1 protein-coding gene is annotated in these 695 nt (G+C 69.9%); it reads right to left on the reverse strand.

Translation table 11 applies throughout. The features are described from left to right. On the reverse strand, positions 1 to 695 hold a 695-nt coding region (locus J6497_RS40810), incomplete at both ends, for a hypothetical protein (protein ID WP_225709768.1).

Consider the following 695-nt stretch of genomic DNA (forward strand, 5'->3'; position numbering starts at 1 on the left):
GCGCACGCCGGAGACGTCGATGGTGGCGCCGCTCTCGGTGAAGATGCGGCCACCGGCGGAGACCGCCACCTGCCCGCCCTGCGCCATGGTCAGCGATCCGGCTTGTTGCGACGCGCCGCCCTTGAAGATCACGTTGCCGCCGGTGACGATCTCGATGCGCGACTGATCGAGGCGGTCGGCGAGCAAAGAAAGATTGTCGAACGGGCCGGTCGCCTGCTGGCTGCGCTGCTGGTTGGCGGTGGCCGACGCCGCGATCAGCCCGTCGCGTTGGCTGTTGAGCGCGGTCTCCTCGCTCTCGAGCTCGGGGATAACCGTGGTGACGCTGCCCGCGCCGAGCGTGACGCTGCCGAGCGCGTCGGTCGCCGAGTTGAGCAGATGGATCGTGCCGCGGGTGTTGACCGAGGTCGAGGCGACGAGGATGCCGTTCTGCTCGATCGTGCGGCCGGCGAGCGTGATGTCGCCCCGCGAACTGAAGACCATGCCGTCATTGCGGACCAGCCCGGCGCGGCTGCCGGCGTCGAACAACGGCGCGATCTCGTTGCCACGCGTCGTCGAGGGCTGGTTGGCGTCCGTGCCATAGCCGCGCCGCAGCACGAAGTCATCGCCCGCCGCGAGCTGGGTCTGGCCGTTGGGCGTGGTGATCGCGCCGGCATTGATGACCTGCCCGCCCATCAGCAGCACGAACCCGCCGCCGG

Source organism: Bradyrhizobium cenepequi (assembly GCF_020329485.1).
Taxonomy (GTDB): Bacteria; Pseudomonadota; Alphaproteobacteria; order Rhizobiales; family Xanthobacteraceae; genus Bradyrhizobium; species Bradyrhizobium cenepequi.